Below are 2,797 nucleotides of genomic sequence, written 5' to 3'. Positions count from 1 at the left end.
GCGGTGTATCAGGTAACGATGATGTCGACTGACACTCCGCCTTCGCGGGCAAGCCTCGCTCCTACAAGAGGTTGCGCTCGCCTGATCCGCATCGATCGGGCTTGTTCGGCGCCGCCGTCCTGGCTGCCTGGTAGTACTTGTTGTTATCGCAGTGTGTTGTTGTCGCAAGTCACGGACGCGCAAAGACACGCCCGCCTGACTCGCGGGGGCAGTAAAGGGTTGTTTTTAGTCAGCGGGTTTTACGCAACGCGGCCCGTCGCCGGCACGCATCACCGAACGCCTGGAAAATGCTCAAGTAGGGCGGGTTCGACAGGACCTGCCATTCCGGGTGCCATTGCACACCGACGGCAAACGCCTGGCTGTGTTCCACCGAAATGGCTTCGATCAAACCGTCCGGCGCAACCGCTTCGGCGCGCAGGCCTGGCGCCAATCGATCAATACCCTGACTGTGAATCGAATTGACCCTGAACTCGGCGGGCAACTCCATCGCTTCGAACACGCCACCCGGTTGCACCGTCACGGTATGCGCCGGGGCGTACTGCACCGCCAGCTCGGGACTGTCCGCTTCCCGGTGATCGAGCATGCCGGGCAGTTCATGCACCTTCTGGTGCAGGCTGCCGCCGAACGCCACGTTCATTTCCTGAAAGCCTCGGCAGATGCCGAGCACCGGCACGCCCGCCGCAATGGCTGCACGCAATAAAGGAAGGGTGGTGGCGTCCCGCGCCGGATCGTGATCCGTGCCGGGGGCACTGTCCGGGCCTTGATAGTGGAAGGGTTCCACATTCGAGGGCGAGCCGGTCAGCAACAGACCGTCGAGCTGCGCGAGCAGGTCGTCGATATCGGTCAATTCGCCTAGGGAAGGAATAACGACGGGCAGCCCCAAAGCCGCAACGCTGACAGCACGCAAGTACTTGTCGCCGCTGATGTGGTAGGGGTGCAGGCCAATCTGTTTGACGCACGCTGTAACGCCGATCAATGGCTTGAATGCCATTTTTATCACCTCGAAGTTTCACACTTGAACGAGCTTTTCCGGAGCTTAGCCTTGTTGATTTTAATTAACAACTCTCATGTAAAAAATTCTAAACGCCGATCGTCCGATCCTCAGGGTTTACGCGGTACTCAAGACCGTTATGGCACTCTCGCCCCCCAAAAAGGCCCGAAAATAAAGGTGGAGAGGCCAAGTGTTCGCTATTGACTTCACTTTGCCGTTCGGGTTGACTGGGCTCGCAACAAGGTAGTGAACATAATAATTAACAGCTAATAGGTGCATCATGTCGGTCCCTCTGCGTACCGTTCAACTCAACGAAGCAAACGCATTCCTTAAGAAATATCCTGAGGTTTTGTACGTCGACCTTCTGATTGCGGATATGAACGGTGTGGTGCGCGGCAAGCGCATCGAACGCACCAGTCTTCATAAGGTTTACGAAAAAGGCATTAACCTGCCGGCGTCTCTGTTTGCTCTGGACATCAATGGTTCTACGGTGGAAAGCACCGGCCTGGGTCTGGACATCGGCGACTCGGATCGAATCTGCTATCCCATCCCTGGCACTCTGAGCATCGAGCCGTGGCAGAAGCGTCCAACCGCGCAGTTGCTGATGACCATGCACGAACTGGAAGGCGAGGCGTTCTTCGCTGACCCGCGTGAAGTGCTGGCCAATGTGGTGCGCAAGTTCGACGACATGGGCCTGACCATCTGCGCGGCGTTCGAGCTTGAGTTCTACCTGATCGACCAGGACAACGTGAACGGTCGTCCGCAATCGCCACGTTCGCCGGTCTCGGGCAAGCGTCCGGTGTCGACCCAGGTGTATTTGATCGACGACCTGGATGAATACGTCGACTGCCTGCAAGACATCCTTGAAGGCGCGAAAGAGCAGGGCATTCCTGCCGACGCCATCGTCAAGGAAAGCGCCCCGGCGCAGTTCGAAGTGAACCTGCATCACGTCAACGACCCTATAAAGGCCTGCGACTACGCGGTGTTGCTCAAGCGTCTGGTGAAGAACATCGCCTACGACCACGAGATGGACACCACGTTTATGGCCAAGCCATATCCGGGCCAGGCGGGCAACGGTTTGCACGTGCACATTTCGATTCTCGACAAAGAAGGCAACAACATCTTTGCCAGCGAGGATCCCGAGCAGAACGCCGCGCTGCGACACGCGATCGGCGGTGTGCTCGAGACCCTGCCGGCGCAGATGGCTTTCCTGTGCCCGAACGTCAACTCATACCGCCGTTTCGGCGCGCAGTTCTACGTACCGAACTCGCCGAGCTGGGGCATCGACAACCGTACCGTTGCCGTGCGTGTGCCGACCGGTTCCGCCGATTCGGTGCGCATCGAACACCGCGTGGCGGGTGCCGATGCCAACCCGTATCTGTTGATGGCGTCGGTGCTGGCCGGTATTCACCACGGCCTGACCAACCAGATCGAGCCGGGCGCCCCGGTGGAAGGCAACAGCTACGAGCAAAACGAGCAGAGCCTGCCGAACAACCTGCGCGATGCATTGCGCGAGCTGGACGACAGCGAAGTCATGGCCCGTTACATCGACCCGCTGTACATCGACGTGTTCGTGGCGTGCAAGGAAAGCGAGCTGGCCGAGTTCGAGAACTCCATCTCCGACCTTGAGTACAACTGGTATCTGCATACCGTTTGATGGGTTGAGCGGTGGGGCAATTACTTTCGATATTGAATGTGAGGGCCTCTTCGCGGGCAAGCCTCGCTCCTACAGGGAGAAGTGCCTGGCGCAGAAGCCGTGCACGCTGCAATACCTGTAGGAGCGAGGCTTGCACGCGAAGACGGCCG

The 2,797-nt window shown here is 58.6% G+C and carries 2 protein-coding genes; one reads left to right on the top strand and one right to left on the bottom strand.

Annotated elements, in window-relative coordinates; translation table 11 throughout:
- Positions 1-229: 229 nt before the first annotated feature.
- Positions 230-991 carry a gamma-glutamyl-gamma-aminobutyrate hydrolase family protein gene (locus tag QMX98_RS33830; protein WP_077749123.1) on the bottom strand — a complete coding sequence of 254 codons (762 nt, stop codon included), beginning with the start codon at positions 989-991 and terminating at the stop codon, positions 230-232.
- A 280-nt stretch (positions 992-1,271) separates the two neighbouring features.
- Between QMX98_RS33830 and QMX98_RS33825 the strand changes: the two genes are divergently transcribed.
- Complete coding sequence (locus QMX98_RS33825; RefSeq protein WP_010455434.1) at positions 1,272-2,648, top strand: glutamine synthetase family protein; 1,377 nt, start codon at positions 1,272-1,274, stop codon at positions 2,646-2,648.
- Positions 2,649-2,797 lie beyond the last annotated feature (149 nt).

The organism is Pseudomonas sp. PS02303 (assembly GCF_029959925.1).
GTDB lineage: Bacteria > Pseudomonadota > Gammaproteobacteria > Pseudomonadales > Pseudomonadaceae > Aquipseudomonas > Aquipseudomonas mandelii.
Note: the sequence above shows the minus strand (reverse complement) of the source record. Positions and strands in the feature narration are given on the sequence as shown.